Annotated in this window: 16 protein-coding genes; 6 read left to right on the top strand and 10 right to left on the bottom strand. The window is 65.1% G+C overall.

All coding sequences use genetic code 11. The features are described 5' to 3' along the window. Positions 1-15: 15 nt before the first annotated feature. The 9 genes from JW897_RS09660 to bioB all read right to left on the bottom strand — a co-directional run bounded on the left by JW897_RS09660 (position 16) and on the right by bioB (position 9,788). Positions 16-669, bottom strand: coding sequence for a glutathione S-transferase family protein (locus JW897_RS09660; RefSeq protein WP_205465918.1), 654 nt, complete (start codon positions 667-669; stop codon positions 16-18). 170 nt (positions 670-839) lie between these two features. Continuing rightward, positions 840-1,739 carry a patatin-like phospholipase family protein gene (locus tag JW897_RS09665; RefSeq protein ID WP_205465919.1) on the bottom strand — a complete coding sequence of 300 codons (900 nt, stop codon included), beginning with the start codon at positions 1,737-1,739 and terminating at the stop codon, positions 840-842. A gap of 15 nt (positions 1,740-1,754) precedes the next feature. After that, on the bottom strand, positions 1,755-2,300 hold the full coding sequence (locus JW897_RS09670) for a GNAT family N-acetyltransferase (protein ID WP_205465920.1): 546 nt from the start codon (positions 2,298-2,300) through the stop codon (positions 1,755-1,757). Between the two features lie 4 nt (positions 2,301-2,304). After that, on the bottom strand, positions 2,305-3,207 hold the full coding sequence (gene bioC, locus JW897_RS09675) for a malonyl-ACP O-methyltransferase BioC (RefSeq protein WP_205465921.1): 903 nt from the start codon (positions 3,205-3,207) through the stop codon (positions 2,305-2,307). Then, positions 3,204-3,968: a pimeloyl-ACP methyl ester esterase BioH gene (gene bioH / locus JW897_RS09680; protein ID WP_048413596.1), complete on the bottom strand. Its 765-nt coding sequence runs from the start codon at positions 3,966-3,968 to the stop codon at positions 3,204-3,206. The genes bioC and bioH overlap by 4 nt, the downstream gene beginning before the upstream one ends. A 24-nt stretch (positions 3,969-3,992) precedes the next feature. Continuing rightward, on the bottom strand, positions 3,993-4,622 hold the full coding sequence (locus JW897_RS09685; RefSeq protein WP_205465922.1) for a class I SAM-dependent methyltransferase: 630 nt from the start codon (positions 4,620-4,622) through the stop codon (positions 3,993-3,995). Then, positions 4,612-7,461 (bottom strand): bifunctional diguanylate cyclase/phosphodiesterase, encoded by a 2,850-nt coding sequence (locus tag JW897_RS09690; RefSeq protein WP_205465923.1) that lies wholly within the window; start codon positions 7,459-7,461, stop codon positions 4,612-4,614. Before JW897_RS09690 ends, JW897_RS09685 begins: the two co-directional genes overlap by 11 nt. A 72-nt stretch (positions 7,462-7,533) precedes the next feature. Next, positions 7,534-8,688, bottom strand: coding sequence for an 8-amino-7-oxononanoate synthase (gene bioF, locus JW897_RS09695; protein ID WP_205465924.1), 1,155 nt, complete (start codon positions 8,686-8,688; stop codon positions 7,534-7,536). Between the two features lie 116 nt (positions 8,689-8,804). Beyond that, positions 8,805-9,788: a biotin synthase BioB gene (gene bioB / locus JW897_RS09700; protein WP_205465925.1), complete on the bottom strand. Its 984-nt coding sequence runs from the start codon at positions 9,786-9,788 to the stop codon at positions 8,805-8,807. 144 nt (positions 9,789-9,932) lie between these two features. Between bioB and JW897_RS09705 the strand changes: the two genes are divergently transcribed. The 3 genes from JW897_RS09705 to JW897_RS09715 all read left to right on the top strand — a co-directional run bounded on the left by JW897_RS09705 (position 9,933) and on the right by JW897_RS09715 (position 12,157). Next, entirely contained in the window at positions 9,933-10,646 is a 714-nt protein-coding gene (locus JW897_RS09705; RefSeq protein ID WP_048413601.1) for a ComF family protein, read from the top strand. A gap of 40 nt (positions 10,647-10,686) precedes the next feature. Continuing rightward, entirely contained in the window at positions 10,687-11,151 is a 465-nt protein-coding gene (trmL, locus tag JW897_RS09710) for a tRNA (uridine(34)/cytosine(34)/5-carboxymethylaminomethyluridine(34)-2'-O)-methyltransferase TrmL (protein WP_205465991.1), read from the top strand. A 133-nt stretch (positions 11,152-11,284) separates the two neighbouring features. Then, entirely contained in the window at positions 11,285-12,157 is an 873-nt protein-coding gene (locus JW897_RS09715; protein WP_205465926.1) for a septal ring lytic transglycosylase RlpA family protein, read from the top strand. Between the two features lie 179 nt (positions 12,158-12,336). Here the strand turns inward: JW897_RS09715 and yihA are convergent, their stop codons facing one another. Beyond that, positions 12,337-12,969 carry a ribosome biogenesis GTP-binding protein YihA/YsxC gene (yihA, locus tag JW897_RS09720; RefSeq protein ID WP_048413604.1) on the bottom strand — a complete coding sequence of 211 codons (633 nt, stop codon included), beginning with the start codon at positions 12,967-12,969 and terminating at the stop codon, positions 12,337-12,339. 91 nt (positions 12,970-13,060) lie between these two features. Between yihA and JW897_RS09725 the strand changes: the two genes are divergently transcribed. The 3 genes from JW897_RS09725 to ccsB all read left to right on the top strand — a co-directional run bounded on the left by JW897_RS09725 (position 13,061) and on the right by ccsB (position 17,010). Continuing rightward, positions 13,061-13,678: a c-type cytochrome gene (locus JW897_RS09725; RefSeq protein WP_048413605.1), complete on the top strand. Its 618-nt coding sequence runs from the start codon at positions 13,061-13,063 to the stop codon at positions 13,676-13,678. A gap of 168 nt (positions 13,679-13,846) precedes the next feature. Further along, complete coding sequence (locus tag JW897_RS09730) at positions 13,847-15,865, top strand: cytochrome c biogenesis protein ResB (RefSeq protein ID WP_048413606.1); 2,019 nt, start codon at positions 13,847-13,849, stop codon at positions 15,863-15,865. Further along, positions 15,865-17,010, top strand: coding sequence for a c-type cytochrome biogenesis protein CcsB (gene ccsB / locus JW897_RS09735; RefSeq protein ID WP_048413687.1), 1,146 nt, complete (start codon positions 15,865-15,867; stop codon positions 17,008-17,010). Before JW897_RS09730 ends, ccsB begins: the two co-directional genes overlap by 1 nt. Positions 17,011-17,088: the final 78 nt, after the last annotated feature.

Genomic DNA, 17,088 nt, shown 5'->3' on the forward strand with positions numbered 1-17,088 from the left:
AGCGGGACAGCGGTGTTACTGCTGTTGGCGCGCGCGGAAGGCGGTCAGCGCCGCCTCGCGCTCGCTCCAGGTGCGGCTCACGCTCTTGCGCGCGGCCAGGCGCTGCAAATAGGCGTCGCGCTCGGGGAAGGCGGCGGTCACGTCTTCGCCCAGCAAGGCCTTGCTCATCTGCGACAGCGCCGGCAGGATGCAGGCGGCGCCGATGTCGGCGCTGCTGAAGTCCTCGCCACAGGCCCAGGGGCCGTAATCCAGCAGTTGGGCGCAGGCGGCCACGCCGCGCGCGATCTGCTGGCGCGCCGCCTCGATGGCGCCCGCTTCCAGCGGGCTGCCGAACAGCCAATGCCGGTATAGCGGCAACGCCGGCATCAGCACGTACAAATCCAGCATCGCGCTCAGTTGGCGCGCGTGGGCGCGGCCGTTGGGCGTCGGCGGCAGCAGGGAGGCGGTGGGGTAAGCGTCTTCCAGCCATTCCAGGATCACCGCCGACTCCGCCATCGCGTGGCCGCCCACTTCGACGAAAGGAATCTTGCCCATCGGGCTCTTCGCCAGCATTTCTTCCTGCTGCGAAGGGCCGGTGAGGATTTCTTGGAAGTTGACGCCCTTTTCCAGCAAGGCGATTTTGACCTTGTTGTAATAAGGGGACAGCGCAGCGCCGTAAAGCTTGATCATCCAGGTCTCCAGGCAGGCGGGGCCCGCGGTTGCTGATGGTGGGCGGCCGGCCATGTTGCGATGCAAGGCCGGCCCGGCAGCATTATGCCATTAATCCAATTTACATTTAAAACCGACCGCTTGTCGGCCTCGCGCGGGGCCTTGCCGGCCCCGCGTCCGAAGAAGCCGGCTCACTTGTTCATGGCCGCGGCTTTTTGCTGCAGCAATTGCCGGATCTGCGGCAGCGCCGCCTGCGCGGCGCGCTCCCCCTCCAGAATAGCCTGATGGCGCGCGTCGAATTGGGCGGAGCCGATATTCTGCACTTGCGGGCGGATCACCACGTCGGCCTGCTTCAGTTCCTGCGCCAGCGCCGGCCCGTTCATGATGTTCAGGCTCTGGTCCAGCATGGACAGGAAGCCGGTGGCTGCGCCCTTGCGCGGCCGCGCCGAGATGTCGACGGCGATGACGAAGTCGGCGCCCATCTCGCGCGCGGCGCTGACCGGCACCGGGCTGACCAGGCCGCCGTCGACATAGCTCTTATTGCCGATCTTCACCGGCAGGAAGACGTTGGGAATGCTGGCCGAGGCGCGCACCGCCTGGCCGGTGTTGCCCAGCCGGAACACCACCTTGCGGCCGCTGTCCAGTTCGGTGGCCACCGCGCCGAACGGCCGCGGCAGTTGTTCCATGGTCTTGTTGGCCACCTGGGCGTTGATCCAGCTCTGCAGCTTCTCGCCCTTGATCACGCCCTTGCTCGACAGCGTCCAGTCGGTGAGATTGGATTCGTCCAGCTGAATGGCGCGGCTCTGCAGCTGCATGCCGCTGAGGCCGGACGCGTACAGGCTGCCGACCACGCTGCCGGCGCTGGTGCCGGTCACCAGGTCCGGGGTGAGGCCGGCGGCTTCCAGCACCTTGATCACGCCGACGTGGGCGAAGCCCTTGGCCGCGCCGCCGCCCAGCGCCAGGCCGATCTTGGGCTTGAGCGCCGGCTTGGGCGGCACCGCCGCGGGAGGGGTGGACAAGGTGGAACAAGCCGACAGCAGCGCGGCCATGCCCGCCAACAGCCAGGGGCGGAGTGTGTGTTTGCTAATCATGATTCCATCGGGCTTTCAGAGATCGGCGGCCGCCTGGGCCGCCCCAACGGACGCGGAGTCCAGCATCACGTAATTCAGATGCCGCGCGCCCTCCAATTCGAAATGGCATTCGCCGTGGACGCTCATGCCCAGCCGGCGGTAGAAGGCGATCGCGCGTTCGTTGCGGTGCCATACCGTCAACCACAAACGCGGCTGACCGGGCAGGCCGGACGCCCATTGACGCGCCGCCTGCAGCAAGCGCCGGCCCAGGCCCGCCCCGGTGCGGCTCTCCACCAGATAGAGCCGCTCGACTTCCACGCAGGGGAAATCGCAGCCCTGGCATCGGCTGTCCAGCTTCATCAGCGCGTAGCCGAGCAGAAAGCCGTCTTGCTCCATCGCCAGCAGCTGATGCGAGGGGCTGGCGATCAGCGCCTCGAAGTTGGCCGGCGTGAATTCGCTCAGCACATAGTCGGCCATGTCCCGGCGGACGCCGTCGGTGACGTAGGTGCTCAGCCATACCTGAATCGACAGGGCGGCCAGGCAGCCGGCATCCTTGGCCGTGGCCGGGCGGATGGTCGGCATCGCCTTATTCCGGCCGCTTCTTGACGAACTCGATCACCTGGCGGCCGTCCTCGCTGAATTTGGCCAGCTTCTTGTCGCCGCCCTTCCAGGCGTGGCCGTACACCACCTCGTAGGTGGCCGGCAGTTTACCGTCGCGGCGCAGCGCCTCATACGCCGCCTCCACCCGCTGCCAGGCGTGCTTGCCCATCAGGCCGCGGCCGCGGCCGCTGGTGGCGTTGTGCGCGCCTATGGCTTTCAGGTCCGCCATCACTTCGCGGGCGCGACCGTAGGTCAGCACGATTTTTTCCATGTCCATCACCGGCTCGGCGAAGCCGGCGCGCATCAGCGCGTCGCCCAGGTCGTGCATGTCGATGAACTGGTTGACGTGGGTGGCGCGGTCCACGCCGGCGAAGGCGCCGCGCAACTCGTGCAAGGTGTCCGGCCCCAGCGTGGAGAACATCAGCATGCCTTCGGGCTTCAGCACGCGGCGGAATTCTGCGAACACGCTGTCCGGCACGTTGACCCACTGGATGGTGAGGCTGGACCAGATCATGTTCACGCTGGCGTCGGCCAGCGGCAGGCGCTCGACATCGGCCACCACCTGCCACGGCTGGCTGGGACGGAACAGTTTTTTCAGCAGGCCGTCACCGCTTTGCTGCTTGGCGCGCGAGGCTTGCAGCATCGCCTGCGCCAGGTCCAGCTCCACCACGCGCGCGTCCGGATAGCGGGCGCGCAGCTGGGCCGAGCCGTAGCCGGTGCCGGCGCCGGCGTCCAGCACCACTTGCGGCTGAAACTTGATGTAGTCCAGCCGCTCGGACATCCGGTCGGAGACTTCGCGCTGCAGGACCGCGGCGGAGTCGTAGCTGGCGGCGGCCTTCTCGAACGAGGCGCGCACCCGCGCCTTGTCGGTGTAAAACGCTTCAGTCATGCATGGGTTTCCAAGTGCTGGGCAAGCGCGGCGACGAATTCGGCTTCGTGCGACAGAAACGGCGCGTGCGACGCTTGCGGAAATTCATAAAGCCGGGCGTCGCCCAGCGCGTCGGCCAGCCAACGGCCGGCGCCTATCGGGGTGATGGCGTCGCGGGCGCCGTAGAACAGGCCCGTCGGGCACTGGATGCGGCCGGCCAGCGCGCGCGCGTCGGCCGTCAGCAACAATTCCAGCGCCGGCAGCAGGCCTTGCGGCCGGCCATGGGCGAACAGCTCCGCGCGCAAGGCCTTCAGCGTGTCGCGCGCCGACGGCGCGCCCATCATCTGCAAGGCCAGGAAACGCTCCAGCGTCTGTTCGAAGGCGCCGTCCAGGCTGGCGGCCACCGCTTCGATGGACTTGCGCTCCTGCGCGTGCGGCCAGCTGTCGTCGCGCACGAAGCGCGGGCTGGTGGCCACCAAGGCCAGGCTCTTGATCTTGTCGGGATGACGGGCCGCCCAATGCTGGGCGATCAGGCCGCCCAGCGACCAGCCCACCAATTGCAGCGGCAGCGGAAAGGCCTGATCCAGCAGATCGGCCACCGCGTCGGCGTCGAAGGAGGCCAGCGGCGCGGAGGCGCCGTGACCGGGCAGATCAACCAGATGCACGCAATGGCCGGCGGCCAATTGCGCCGCCACGCGGCTGAACACGCCGCCATGCAGGCCCCAGCCGTGCAACAGGACCACGTCCGGGCCTTGGCCCAGCGTTTCAACAAACAGACTCATGGACGACCAGATGGGGTGAAACCTTCATTTTCGCAAGATCGCGATGCGAAAGAAACCACCCAGGCCGGCGTCTTCGTCATGAACCTTGCGCAAACGGCAGGCCGCCAGGATATCTTCCAGCCGGCGGTTGATGTCGGTGGCGATCACGCGCGACAGCAGGTTGCCGGCGCTGCGCAACAGGGACGGCCGCCGGCCGTCGGGCAGGAATTTGTCGAACACCGCCGCCCGGCCGCCGGGCTTGAGCACGCGCTCCACTTCGCGGATGCAGGCTTGCGGGTCCGGCACCACCGCCAGCGCCAGGTGCAGCACCACCGCGTCGAAGCTGGCGTCCGGGAAATCCAGCGCCTGCGCGTCCATCACCCTGGCGTCCACCGCCATGCCCAGCGCCGCGGCGTGGGCGCTCAGCCGCGCCAGCATGCCGTCCGAGATGTCGATGGCGGCCACGTGGCGACAGCGCACCATGAAGTCCAGATCCAGGCCGGTGCCGGCGGCCACCAGCAAGACGCGCTCTTCCGGCTGCGGATTGAGCAGGGCGATGGAACGGCGCCGGCGCGCGGCGAAAGCTTGCGCCAGCCGGTCGTAGACCGGCGCGTACAGATTGTAGCGCCAGCGGTTGAAGGCCTGCGGCCAGCGCCGCCATCCGCTAGCGCTCATCCTGGAACTCCTGGCGGAAGCGCGCCAGCCGCTCCCAGTCCACGCCCTGGGCCGGCGCCGGGGCGGCGAAGTAAAAGCCCTGCAGCTTGCCGCAGCCCATCTTTTTGAGCATGGCCAGCTGGGCGGCGGTTTCCACGCCCTCGGCCACCACGTCCAGGTCCAGCGCCTTGGCCAGCGCCAGGATGGCGCGCACGATGGCCGCCGATTCCTGGGTGCGGTCCAGGTCGAAGACGAAGGACTGGTCTATCTTCAGCACGTCGAAGCGATAGCGGTGCAGATAGGACAAGGCCGAATAGCCGGTGCCGAAATCGTCCAGCGCCAGCCTCACCCCCAACTCATGCAGCGCGTGCATCACGGTGGCGGCGATTTCCGGCTGATCGATCAGCGCGCTTTCGGTGATTTCCAGGTGCAGCGTCGCCGGCGGCAGCCGGTAATGCCGGATGCGCTCGCCTATCCAGGCCGCCAGCTCCGGATCGTGGAAATGCGCCGACGACAGGTTGATGTGCAAGGCCACTTCCGGCCCCACCCTGTCCTGGACCCGCCAGGCGCTCAATTGGGCGCAGGCGGCGTTCAGCATGTAGCGGTCCAGCCGGGTGATCAGCCCGCTCTCCTCGGCGATGGGCAGGAACAGGCCGGGCGAGATCAGGCCGCGCTGCGGATGCTGCCAGCGGGCCAGGGCCTCGAAGCCGACCAGTTCGCCGCTGTCGCCGTCGATGAAGGGCTGGAAATACGGCTGCAACTGCCCTTCCTCTTCCAGCGCGCGCCGCAGCTCGCTCTCCAGCGCCAGCTGGTCCGCCTGGTTGATGCGCAGTTCGTGGTTGAACAGGGTGTAGCCCTGCCGGCCCTGCTGCTTGGTGCAATACATCGCGTGGTCGGCGTCGCGCAGCAGATCGTCGGCCTTGTGGTAATGCTCGTGGTCCGCCAGCACCACGCCGACGCTGGCGGTGGAGAACACCTCGCGCCCGGCCAGGATCACCGGCCGCTCGAACTCGCTGACGATGCGCTGCGCGATGCGTTCGCAGTCGCCGCCGCCGTCCATGCCGAACATCAGCACCGCGAACTCGTCGCCGCCCAGCCGCGCCAGAAAATCGTAATGCCGCAGGCAGGAGCGGATGCGCGCGCCGGCCTCGAACAGCAGGTGGTCGCCGGCCAGGTGGCCCAGGGTGTCGTTGACCAGCTTGAAGCGGTCCAGGTCGATGAACAGCACCGCGAAGCGTTCGCCGCCGCCATGCGAATACGTCTCCCAGGCCCGGCGCAGCGCCTTGGAAAAATAACTGCGGTTGGGCAGCTTGGTCAGCGGATCGTGCAGGCTGTCGAACTCCAGCTGGGCGTTGACCGCGTCCAGTTCGCTGGTGCGCTCGCGCACCCGCTGCTCCAGCTCCACGTAAGAGGTTTGCAGGCTCTCCAGCGCCTTGACCCGGGTCAGCGCCGCGCCGATGTGGTTGGCGACGAACTCCAGCACTTCTTGATCGCGGAAGTTGTAGACCACGTCCTCTTCATAGCTTTGCACCGCCAGCACGCCCAACAGATCGGTGCCGCAATACAGGGGCACGCCCAGCCAGCTCTTGGGCCGGGGCAGCTCCTCGTCGGCCTCGGGCTGGCGGTTCTGCTGCGAGTAGGGATCGATCAGCAAAGGCCGGCCGCTGTGCAGCACCTGTTCGACGAAACCCTTGCCCGGCCGGTGCGGCTTGAGCGGCGGCGCGTATTCGTCGGCGCAATAGGGGAAAGTGATGCAGTCCTCGGACTGGTCGTACAAGGCCACCAGGCAGTTGCGCGCCGGCACCATCTCGGCCAGCAGCCGGTGCAGGCCGCCGAGGAAGGCCTCCAGCGACAGGCTGGTATTGGACAGCTCCGCGATCCGGAACAGCGCGCCCTGAAAGCGCTCGGCGCGCTTGCGCTCGGCCACTTCCGCGCGCAGCCGCGCGTTGGCGCCTTCCAGCTCGCTGGTGCGCAGCCACACCTGGCGCTCCAGCTGGCTGCGGTGCAGCACCCGCTCCAGCACGAAGCCGACGTGGCGGGCGGCGAACAGGAACAACTGCTGCTCGGCCGAGGTCAGCGGCGTTTGATCCTCGTACAGCTGCAGCACCACCGCGCCGATCACATGGCCGCCGGCATTGGCCAGCGGCGCGCCCATCCAGCTGGCCGGCAACAGGCCCTGCCGGCTCAGGCCTTCCTGCTGGCACACTTCCAGCAGGCGCTCGCGGCTCAGCACCACCGGCTTGCCGCCGCGGATCAGCCAGGCGGTCAGCGACTGGGCGTGGCCGGCCAGCGGGAAGATGGCGTCGCTGGCGGGCGGCGCGGGGTCGCGCTGGTCGATGTAGAAGGGAAAGTGGATGACCTGGGCTTCGTCGTCGTACAGGGCGATGTAGAAATTGCTGGCGTCCATCAGCCGCATCATCTGGCGGTGCAGGCCGGGCAGCACCTGGTCGATGGTGCCGCATTCTTCGGCCAGTTGGGAAATGTCGAACAGGGCTTCATTGGCTTCGCGCGAGGCCACCTGCTCCGCGCCCAGCCGCGCGCACAGCAGATGGGCGCACAGCAGCGCGGCGGCCGGGTTCAGCGCCGGACCGGCGTCGCCGCGCCACACCAGCCAGCCCAGCACCTGTTCGCCGGCGCGCAAGGGCATCGCCTCGCAGCCGGCGTCCAATCTGTCTCCGTCCGCCAGCGTCTCCGCGCCGGGCAAGGCGTCGGCGGCGCCCAAGGCCGCCAAGAGCTGCCAGGCCGCCCCCAGCTGCCGCCAGACCGCGGCAACGCGCACCCCTCCCTGCTCTTGCAGCAGAGACAGCGCCATCGCGGCGGCCTGCTCTGGCGTCGCCAGATATTCAGCCATGCTCTTCATGTGATTATCGTAGTATGAGTTAGCTGGAAAATCCGGCCATGCCGATGCGCCCCTCCCCATGGGTGCGTCGGCTCAGGACGCCGCGGCGCGCTGAATACAGGACAGCAGGCGCTGCAAGTGTTCCGGCTGGTGCATGGCCGACAAGGACAGGCGCAAGCGCGCGGTCCCGGCCGCCACCGTGGGCGGGCGGATCGCCGGCACCCACAAGCCCTGGTCGCGCAGACGGGCGGCCAAGGCCAACGCCTGTTCATCGCCGCCTATGATAAGTGGCTGAATCGGCGTTCGGGAAGCCCCTGCAGAGTATTTGAATTCAGATAGTCCGGATTTGATGATTTCTATCGATTCGCGCAGCCGCGCGCGCCGCTCGCCGGCCTCGGCGATCAGACGCAGGCTGGCCAGGATCGCACAGGCCAGCGCCGGCGGCTGGGAGGTGGTGTAGATATAGCTGCGCGCGGAATTGATCAGCCATTCCACCAGATCGGCGCCGCCGGCGATGAAGGCGCCGGCCACGCCGGCGGCCTTGCCCAAGGTCGCCATGTAAATCAAACGCGGGCTGGACAGGCCGTGCTCGGCCAGCGCTCCGCGGCCGTCGCCCAGCACGCCGAAGCCGTGGGCGTCGTCCACGTACAGCCAGGCGTCGTGGCGCTCGGCCAAGGCCAGCAGCGCCGGCAGCGGAGCTTCGTCCCCGTCCATGCTGTACACCGCTTCCACCGCGATCAGCTTGGTCTTGGCGTCGGACTCGGCCAGCAGGCGTTCCAGCTGCGCCAGGTCGTTGTGATGGAAGCGCTTGAACTCGGCGCGGCTCAGTCTACAGGCGTCGTTCAGCGAGGCGTGGTTCAGCCGGTCGGCGAACACCGCGTCGCCGCGGTCCAGCAAGCTGCTGACAATCGCCAGATTGGCCGCGTAGCCGGAACCGAACAATAATGCCGCCGGCTGACCGACGAACTCCGCCAGCGCCTCCTCGGCTTCTTGCTGCACGCTGAAGTGGCCGGCCAGCAGATGCGACGAACCGCCGCCCACGCCCCAGCGTTCGAGGCCCTGCTGCGCGGCGCGCACCAGAGCCGGATGATCGGCTAATCCAAGGTAATCGTTGCTGGCGAAAGAGACGTAGGAACGTCCGTCCACCACCACTTCGACGCCCTGCGGGCTGTCGACGACCGCGCGTTGGCGACGGCGATGGGTGGCGGAAAGATCCAGCAGGGCGGCAGGCAGGTCTTGAAGGCGCATATCGGCTCGAAATATCCCGTGAAAAGGGCTTGGCCGGAACCGGCTCCGCCGACCGCCCAAGCTATTCCTTATATATACATTTTTTACATCGCCCGCGAATCCGCCGCCCAAACCGCTCAAAGCGGCGTCAAATCAAGCTTTTCCAGCAGCTGCCGGTCGGCGTCCACCTCGGGGTTGCCGGTGGTCAGCAACTTGTCGCCGTAGAAGATGGAATTGGCCCCGGCAAGGAAGCACAAAGCCTGCGTGGACTCATCCATTTCACGGCGTCCGGCGGACAATCGCACATAGGTTTTGGGCATCACGATGCGGGCCACCGCGATGGTGCGCACAAACTCGGTCCAGTCCAGCGACGCGGCGCCTTCCAGCGGCGTGCCCTCTACCTTGACCAGCTTGTTGATCGGCACCGATTCCGGTTGCGGCTCAAGATTCGCTAGCTGTGCAATCAGACCTGCGCGATCGTTGCGGGTTTCATTCATGCCAACAATACCACCGCAGCACACCGACAGACCGGCGCTGCGTACTTTTCCCAAAGTGTCGAGACGATCTTCGTAGTCGCGGGTGGCAATGATATCGGAATATTTGTCCGGCGAGGTATCCAGATTGTGATTGTAATAATCCAGGCCCGCCGCCTTCAGTTTTTCCGCCTGGCCTCCTTTCAGCAAGCCGAAAGTGGCGCAGGTTTCCAGGCCCAAGGCTTTGACTTCCTTGACCATTTCCAGGGTTTTCTCCAGGTCCGCGTCCTTGGGGCCGCGCCAGGCCGCGCCCATGCAAAAGCGGCTGGCGCCGTTGGCCTTGGCCGCGCGCGCGGCGCTCAAGACCTCGTCCACCGTCAGCATCGGCTGATTGGGCACCGGCGTGTCGTGATGCGTCGATTGCGGACAGTAGCCGCAGTCCTCCGGACAGCCGCCGGTCTTGATGGAAATCAGCGTGGACAGCTGCACCTTGGTGGGGTCGAAGAACTGGCGATGGATCTCGGCGGCGCGAAACACCAGCTCCATGAAGGGCAGCGCCAACAAGGTTTCGATTTCCGCCGCAGTCCAGCTGGGGGACTCCGGGTGCGGGGTGGCGGAAGGCTTGAATTCGATAGCGGAAGAATGCATGGTCTATCCTGGCTGTGGCCGCTGCCCGGCGCTGGAACACCTTGATCAGGCAAGGATAATTCCAGCTCGCGCCGTCAGGACCGTCAGAGTGCCACGCCCGGCCGGGCGTGGGGCGAATCAGCGCATCTTGCTGGGGAGGACCTTATGCTGTCAAACCTGAAGAGACTCATAATTGACAGTTGCACAATATTTAATCAGCCATGCTGGCTCTGCGGAGACTGGCGGGCAGACCGGGGCTTTTGCGGCGACTGCCGCCGGCAACTGCCGGCGCTGCCGTCCACGCAATGCGCGCGCTGCGCGGAACCGCTACCCGTCTCCGGCGGCTGCTGCGGCCAATGCCAGCGCCGTCCGCCCGCCTTCGACGCCTTGTACGCGCCCTACCGCTTCGACTACCCGCTCGCCGCGCTGATCCACGCCTTCAAATACGGAAAACAGCTGCAAATGGGCGCGGCGCTGGGCGGCCTGCTCGCCGATTTCGCCCGGCCGCGCAGCCCAAAATATCACCTCGTCATTCCCGTTCCATTGGCAAAAGAACGACTTGCCGAGCGCGGTTTCAATCAAAGTCATGAGCTGGCGAAAGCGATCGCTGCTACAATGGCGAGCCGTTTGAGCGCCGAGTTGTGTTGGCGAAAATACAACACTCCGCCCCAAGCCTCGCTCGGGCGCGCCGAACGCAGGAAAAACCTTCGCCATGCTTTCGGCGTAAATTGCCGCTGTGACGGGCTTTCCATCGCCATTGTCGATGACGTCGCCACCAGCGGCGCCACCCTGTCGGCGCTGGCCGAAATTTTGAAAAAACAGGGGGCAAAACGGGTCGATGGCTGGGTGCTCGCCAGGGCCTTTTCTCCTAAAACTTGACCAAGATTTTGATTCTTTGGAACAATCCAGCCTGCCAACGATGTTCACTGTAATTCTTTTTCAGCCGGAAATACCGCCCAACACGGGCAATGTGATTCGTTTATGTGCCAACACCGGCTGTGAACTGCATCTGGTCAAACCCATGGGCTTCCCTTTGGAGGACGCCAAGCTGCGCCGCGCGGGACTCGATTACCACGAGTACGCTCGCGTAGTGGTTCATGAGGATTGGGCGGCTTGTCAAGAGACTTTGCGCGGACGGCGTATTTTCGCCGCCACCACCAAGGGCTCCGAGCGCCATGACCAGATATCCTATCAACCTGGGGACGTTTTTTTGTTCGGTCCCGAATCCCGCGGTCTGCCGCCTGAAGTGCTGGAGTCTTTGCCTGCCCAGCAGAGGATTCGTTTGCCGATGCGTCCAGAATCAAGAAGTCTCAATCTTTCGAACGCGGTCGCGGTGACGGTGTTCGAGGCTTGGCGACAGCTCGATTTCGCAGGGGGAAGCTGAAGCGGTTCGCAGATCGGCCCAACAAGGGACTCTGGTAAAGCCCGGACCGAGCGCTTGCATGCAAGCGCGAAGCGCCGACGATCAAACGGCGCGCCGAGTTTTCGCAGTGGTTCCGACAGCATAAGGGAGATCTATGCAATCAGTACTCCGATGGCTGTGGCTTGTGTTCGTCAGTCTCGTACTCGTGGCCTGTTCCACCGTGAAGACGGCCAGCGCCACCAACCAGTCGGCCTCCTCGTCGACCGGCAACAAGAAAACCGTTGCCAAGAATGGAGCTTATTTCCAGAACGATGGTCCCGCCGACCATATTCCGGTCAACCTGAACCTGGTGCCGGACGCCGTGCCGCAGGAAGAGCCGCTGATCAAGTCGGCCAATCTGCCCTACACGGCGCTGGGGATGAGCTTCCGCCCCGACACGCGCGAAAAGCCCTATCAAGCCACGGGCCGCGCTTCCTGGTACGGCAAGCAGTTCCACGGCCGCAAAACGTCTTCCGGCGAGAAATACGATATGTTCGCCATGACCGCCGCCCATCCGACGCTGCCGATCCCGAGCTACGCCCGGGTCACCAATCTGAACAACGGCAAATCCGTGGTGGTGCGGGTCAATGACCGCGGCCCCTTCCACAAGAGCCGCCTGATGGACCTGTCCTACGCGGCGGCCTATCGCCTGGGCTTCATCAAGCAAGGCAGCGCCAAGATCGCCATCGAACGCGTGTGGCCGGACGCCGGCGGCGAGAACGTCGCCAGCACCCGTCCCGTCAGCACCGCGCGCCGAGCCGAGGACACGCCCAAGTACCTGCAACTGGGCAGCTTCTCCAAACTGGCCAACGCCGAGGCGATGGTCCAGAAAATGCTGGGCGAGATGGACGACAAGTACGAATCCAAGCTCGGCATCGTGAACCAGGAAGGCGTCTACAAAGTGCGCCTGGGGCCGTTCCGCTCCAGCGACGCGGTGCGCAACGCCGCCGAGAACCTGCACGTGGAAACCGTGGTCACCAGCCTGTAAACCGCAAGACGGCGTCCATGACAAAGGCGAAGGAGTCATCTCCTTCGCCTTTCTTGTTTCCGCCGCCGATAAAAAACCCCGGCAAGCTGCTGCCGGGGTAAGCCTGATCCATCCAGGCCCCGCTCAGGGAGGCAAGCGGGAGGTGTTGGCCACCTGCTTGTTTAGGTGGAGGCCTGTTCCTAAAGTTCCGGCGGCGCGGCCTCGTCCTCGGCCGGCTGTCCCATGTGCTGGTCGAACCAGCCGTTCACCACCCGCTCCACGTCCTCCACCCCGCTTTTCTTCAGGCTGGAGAACATCTGCACGCTAACGTCCGGATAGTCATTCAGCTCGCGCTTGACCAGGGCCAGCACCTTGGATTGCTCCTGGCGCGACAGCTTGTCGGCTTTGGACAACAGGATGTGCACCGGCCGCCGGGTCACGCGGAAGAACTCCAGCATCTTGCGGTCCAGCTCTTTCAAGGGATGGCGCGCGTCCATGATCAACAGCAGGCCGATCAGGCTCTGGCGCGATTGCAGATAGCGTCCCAGCAGCTCCACCCAGTGCGCGCGCACCGCTTCCGGCACCTCGGCATAGCCATAACCGGGTAAATCGACTAGAAAACATTCGTTGCCCAGCTCAAAAAAATTGATGTGCTGGGTGCGGCCCGGCGTCTTGGACACCCGCGCCAGACGGGCGTGATTGGCCAGTGTGTTGATGGCGCTGGACTTGCCGGCGTTGGAGCGGCCCACGAAGGCGACCTCCGCGCGGGTGGGCGGCAAGTCCTTCATGTGGTTGACGGTGGTATAAAATCGGGCGTTTTGAAAAGTCGACATAGTAGTAAGGGTGAAATCAGTTGGTATAGAATAGCAGGTTTGAAATTGCCACTTTTACAGATATTTAGGGATAGCCCCTAAAGGAGCGACCATGAAACGTATGATGCTGTTGGCGATGGCGGCTGCAACCCTGGCCGGAAACGCGTTGGCGGCTACGCCGGTAGCCGTCAAGGCGGACCCGGTGAAGGCCAAACAGATCGTAGAAACGGTTTGCGCGGCTTGCCACGGCACTGACGGCAACAGCGTAGCCGCGGCCAATCCCACGCTGGCGGGTCAGAACGCGCACTATCTGTACACCCAGTTGAAAGCGTTCAAGGCCGGCGTGCGCAAGGACCCGACCATGCTGGGTATGGCCTCCATGCTGTCCGAAGACGATATGCGCAACGTCGCCGCCTACTACAGCGAGCAGAAGCCCAAGGACCGCGAAGCCTCCGACAAGACGCAAATGCCGCTGGGCGCCAAGATCTACCGCGTCGGCAACGCCGGCACCCAAGTGCCCGCCTGTATGTCCTGCCACGGCCCCGCCGGCAAGGGCCTGCCCGACCAGTACCCGCGCCTGGGCAGCCAGCACGCCGGCTACATCGTCAAGCAGCTGAACGAATTCAAGGGCGGCGCCAACCGCAAGAACGGCCCGATGCAGGACATCGCCAATCGCATGAGCGACGCCGAAATGAAGGCGGTGGCCGAGTACATTTCCGGCTTGCGCTAAGCGTTGAGCAGCCCGGCCGCCACCGGCCGAGCCTGACGGCCCCTCAGGGGCCGCCCCTGCGGGGGCTCCGCCGCCCGCGCTCCGGGGCGCGCCGGCAACTTTGGCCGGCACGCCGGCTCAAAAGGGAAGACTCGTCAACGAGCTTTCCTTTTTGCACTTTACGCCACTATGAAAAAAACTAGCCGCAACAGCCTGGCTCACGCCTGGTATGAGTTGCTAAGCTCGATGCGCTTCGCCATCGGTCTGTTGACGATACTGGCCATCGCCTCGGTCATCGGGACGGTTCTGAAACAGAACGAACCCTATCCCAATTACGCCTTCGAATTCGGGCAATTCTGGTTTCAAGCGTTTGAATGGCTAGGCTTGTACGACGTCTACCATTCGGCGTGGTTCCTGACCATTCTCGCCTTCCTGGTGCTGTCCACCAGCTTGTGCATTCTGCGCAACGGCCCCGGCTTCATCAAGGAAATGCGCGCCTACCGCGAAAAGGCCTCCGACAACTCGCTGGCGGCGATGAAGCACAGCGCCAGCTTCGAGGCCGAAGGCTTCGACGCCGACGCGGCGCGCGCCTATCTGCAGGCCCAGGGCTTCCGCCTCAAGGAGCAGCCGCGCGCTGACGGCGGCCTGGTGCTGGCGGCCAAGAAAGGCGCGGCCGGCAAGCTGGGTTATTTCTTCGCCCACATCGCGCTGGTGGTGATCTGCATCGGCGGCCTGCTGGACGGCAACCTGCCCTTGAAAATCGGCGAGCTGACCGGCCAGGTGGTGCCGGAGACCCGCGATGTGCCGCAGAACCAGATTCCGGCGGCCAGCCGCTTGAGCTCGAACAATCTGTCCTTCCGCGGCAACGTGACCATCGCGGAGAACAAAAGCGCCGACGTCACCTTCCTCAACGCCGGCAACGGCTATCTGGTGCAGGAACTGCCCTTCATCATCACCTTGAAGAAATTCCACGTCGACTACTACAGCAACGGCATGCCCAAGCTGTTCGCCAGCGACATCGTGGTCACCGACAAGGCCAGCGGCAAGACCACCGAAGCCACGGTCAAGGTCAACCACCCGCTGATCGTGGACGGCATCGCCATCTACCAGTCCAGCTTCGGCGACGGCGCGTCCCCGCTCAAGTTCAAGGCCTGGAACCTGGCCGCGCCGCAGGCGCGCCCTACCGAGGTTCCGGCGGTGTCGATGTCCAGCCAGCCGCTGAAGGCCAACGGCAAGGATTACACGCTGGAAGTGGGCGAGCTGCGCGTCTTCAACATCGAGAACATCGGCAAACCCCAGGAAGGACAGCGCACCCTGTCGCAACGCATGCACGACGCGCGCGAGGTCAAGCAGGACAAGCAGCTGAAAAACCAGGGGCCGTCGATCAGCTTCAAGCTGCGCGACGCCCAGGGCCAGGCGGTGGAGTTCATGCATTACATGGCGCCGATTCAGCAGGACGGCGCCAGCTATCTGATGGCCGGCGTGCGCAAGACCGTGGCCGAGCCGTTCCAGTACGTGCGCATCCCGCTGGACGAGGAGATGAGCGTGGAGCGCTTCATGCGCCTGCGCGCCGCGCTGCAAGACCCGGCGCGCTACGACGAGATCGCCCGCCGCGCCGCGCACAAGGCGCTGAAAGGCGACGCCATCAGCCCGGCGATGCAGCAGCAGTTCACCGACAGCGTCAAATGGGTGCTGGCGCGCTTCGGCGACAGCGGCTTCGTCGGCCTGGAGAAGTTCCTGGACGACCGCGTGCCGCAGGACAAGCGCCAGGCGGTGGCGCAAACCTATATCAAGATCCTGCAAGGCGCGGTGGTGGACGTGATGTCGGTGGCCGACGAAAAAGCCGGCCTGCCGCCGATGAAGCTGGACAGCGAGCATTACCGCTTCCTGCTGGACAGCCTGGTGGCGGTCAGCTCGCTGCACGACTACGGCGCGCCGGTGTTCCTGCAGTTGGAGGGCTTCGAGCAGGTGCAGGCTTCCGGCCTGCAACTGACCCGCTCGCCCGGCAAGACCTTGGTCTATCTGGGCTCGGTGCTGCTGGTCTTCGGCATCATCCTGATGTTCTACGTGCGCGAGCTGCGCCTGTGGGTGCGCGTCAACGGTTCCAAAGTACGGGTCGCGATGACGTCAAACCGGCATAATCGCGATCTGGACGGCGACTTTGCGCGCCATACTCAACTTATCAAACAGCTGGTACGAGGTGCATGATGGAACTGGCCCACGCTTCTTTCTCGCGGCAGCCGCTACTGAAACGGCTGAACCTGGCCGACTGGCTCTACGCGCTGCTGGTGCTGGGCGCCGCCGGCTACAGCTACGCGCTGTACAACCATTACATGGACGGCTACGAGCAGGCCATCCTGGCCGGCTCGGCGCTGGGCCTGATCGGCCTGGGCTGGTTCTGGAAATCCTGGCGCTGGTTCTTCCCGCTGGCCGGCTGTATCTCGCTGCTGGCGATCCAGGTCTACCAGCATGAGCTGGCGCGCGGCCAGACCGCCTTCCTGCTCAAATACATGCTGTCCAGCCAGTCCTCCATCATGTGGATGTGCACGCTGTTCTTCCTGGCGGCCTTTTCGTACTGGGTCGGCTTGCTGACCCGCTCCGACACCCTGAACCGCATGGGCAGCGGCCTGACCTGGGCCGCGTCGGTGATGGGCCTGGCGGGCCTGTTCACCCGCTGGTACGAAAGCTATCTGATCAGCCCGGACATCGGCCACATCCCGGTGTCCAATCTGTACGAAGTCTTCGTGCTGTTCACGCTGATCACCGCGCTGATGTATCTGTACTACGAAGCCAAGTACGCGGCGCGGCAGATGGGCGCCTTCGTGCTGCTGGTGATCTGCGCCTCGGTCGGCTTCATCCTGTGGTACACCTTCGATCGCCAGGCCCACGAGATCCAGCCGCTGATCCCGGCGCTGCAATCCTGGTGGATGAAGATACACGTGCCGGCCAACTTCGTCGGTTACGGCGCCTTCGCCATCGCCGCCATGCTCGGCATCGCCGAACTGCTGGCGCTGAAGGGCTGGCTCAAGGACAAGCTGCCGCCGGCCGAGGTGCTGGACGAGGTGATGTACAAGGCCATCGCCGTCGGCTTCCTGTTCTTCACCATCGCCACCATTCTGGGCGCGATGTGGGCCGCCGACGCCTGGGGCGGCTACTGGAGCTGGGACCCGAAGGAGACCTGGGCCCTGATCGTGTGGCTGAACTACGCCGCCTGGCTGCACATCCGCCTGGTCAAGGGCTGGCGCGGCGCGGCGCTGGCCTGGTGGGCGGTGGTGGGCCTGTTCGTCACCAGCTTCGCCTTCCTCGGCGTCAATATGTTCCTGGCCGGCCTGCACTCCTACGGCGGCCTGTAACAAGCGGCTGACGATCCCACCCCGCCGCGGCGGGGTTTTTTCTTGCCGGCGCGGCCGGGCGCGACGGATTTTTGTTAA

The sequence above is a fragment of the Chromobacterium alkanivorans genome (assembly GCF_016937655.1).
In the GTDB taxonomy this organism is placed as follows: domain Bacteria; phylum Pseudomonadota; class Gammaproteobacteria; order Burkholderiales; family Chromobacteriaceae; genus Chromobacterium; species Chromobacterium alkanivorans.

What these genes read in the sequence shown, in the direction of transcription:
- JW897_RS09660 (WP_205465918.1), bottom strand. Translation starts at nt 669, where the DNA reads ATGATCAAGCTTTACGGCGCTGCGCTGTCCCCTTATTACAACAAGGTC.
- JW897_RS09665 (WP_205465919.1), bottom strand. Translation starts at nt 1,739, where the DNA reads ATGATTAGCAAACACACACTCCGCCCCTGGCTGTTGGCGGGCATGGCC.
- JW897_RS09670 (WP_205465920.1), bottom strand. Translation starts at nt 2,300, where the DNA reads ATGCCGACCATCCGCCCGGCCACGGCCAAGGATGCCGGCTGCCTGGCC.
- bioC (WP_205465921.1), bottom strand. Translation starts at nt 3,207, where the DNA reads ATGACTGAAGCGTTTTACACCGACAAGGCGCGGGTGCGCGCCTCGTTC.
- bioH (WP_048413596.1), bottom strand. Translation starts at nt 3,968, where the DNA reads ATGAGTCTGTTTGTTGAAACGCTGGGCCAAGGCCCGGACGTGGTCCTG.
- JW897_RS09685 (WP_205465922.1), bottom strand. Translation starts at nt 4,622, where the DNA reads ATGAGCGCTAGCGGATGGCGGCGCTGGCCGCAGGCCTTCAACCGCTGG.
- JW897_RS09690 (WP_205465923.1), bottom strand. Translation starts at nt 7,461, where the DNA reads ATGAAGAGCATGGCTGAATATCTGGCGACGCCAGAGCAGGCCGCCGCG.
- bioF (WP_205465924.1), bottom strand. Translation starts at nt 8,688, where the DNA reads ATGCGCCTTCAAGACCTGCCTGCCGCCCTGCTGGATCTTTCCGCCACC.
- bioB (WP_205465925.1), bottom strand. Translation starts at nt 9,788, where the DNA reads ATGCATTCTTCCGCTATCGAATTCAAGCCTTCCGCCACCCCGCACCCG.
- JW897_RS09705 (WP_048413601.1), top strand. Translation starts at nt 9,933, where the DNA reads ATGCTGTCAAACCTGAAGAGACTCATAATTGACAGTTGCACAATATTT.
- trmL (WP_205465991.1), top strand. Translation starts at nt 10,687, where the DNA reads ATGTTCACTGTAATTCTTTTTCAGCCGGAAATACCGCCCAACACGGGC.
- JW897_RS09715 (WP_205465926.1), top strand. Translation starts at nt 11,285, where the DNA reads ATGCAATCAGTACTCCGATGGCTGTGGCTTGTGTTCGTCAGTCTCGTA.
- yihA (WP_048413604.1), bottom strand. Translation starts at nt 12,969, where the DNA reads ATGTCGACTTTTCAAAACGCCCGATTTTATACCACCGTCAACCACATG.
- JW897_RS09725 (WP_048413605.1), top strand. Translation starts at nt 13,061, where the DNA reads ATGAAACGTATGATGCTGTTGGCGATGGCGGCTGCAACCCTGGCCGGA.
- JW897_RS09730 (WP_048413606.1), top strand. Translation starts at nt 13,847, where the DNA reads ATGAAAAAAACTAGCCGCAACAGCCTGGCTCACGCCTGGTATGAGTTG.
- ccsB (WP_048413687.1), top strand. Translation starts at nt 15,865, where the DNA reads ATGGAACTGGCCCACGCTTCTTTCTCGCGGCAGCCGCTACTGAAACGG.